This window comes from Clostridium sp. CCUG 7971 (assembly GCF_017590215.1).
In the GTDB taxonomy this organism is placed as follows: domain Bacteria; phylum Bacillota; class Clostridia; order Peptostreptococcales; family Peptostreptococcaceae; genus Faecalimicrobium.
Window position 1 is genome coordinate 1 of record NZ_JAFFPK010000204.1, and the last position, 524, is coordinate 524.

Below are 524 nucleotides of genomic sequence, written 5' to 3' on the forward strand. Positions count from 1 at the left end.
TTTTTGTTTAAAAGATAATTATGCTTGCAACTGAACAATACTTATAGAAGCTAATGTTGCATTTTCTTCAGATATTGAAAAGGTTTTTGAAGATGAAATTCTAAGAGCAGAACCAAAAGAATCAGTAACCGTAAATATTGCTTGACCAGACGCTATATATGGAACATTTGTATTTGTTTTAACAACTTTGCATACTGTACCAGGTATTGTTGAATTGTCTACTTGTAAACTTAAAGTAGTATTAACGGTTGAATTAGCCGGAAAGTATACATAATAGTTAAGCTTATAAACACCTTTAATCAAAAGTGAAATTATACCTGTATCATTCAGTATTCTAGGACTACTAATTCCAGTAGGATCATCAAATTTTAATCCTCCACCTAAAGAAGTTGCATTTAAAGTATTACTTTGTGAGAAAAAGGCATATTGACCTACAAATTGAGGACCTTCAGGACCTTCAAACCCTCTAGGACCTTGAGGGCCAGTTGGACCAATCTTGCCTTCAGGACCTTGAATACCCGGAA

The 524-nt window shown here is 33.6% G+C and carries 1 protein-coding gene; it reads right to left on the reverse strand.

Annotation, left to right across the window (positions count from 1 at the left end; genetic code table 11):
- Positions 1 to 18 precede the first annotated feature (18 nt).
- On the reverse strand, positions 19 to 524 hold a 506-nt coding region (locus JWF52_RS18665; protein ID WP_208334973.1), incomplete at its 5' end, for a collagen-like triple helix repeat-containing protein.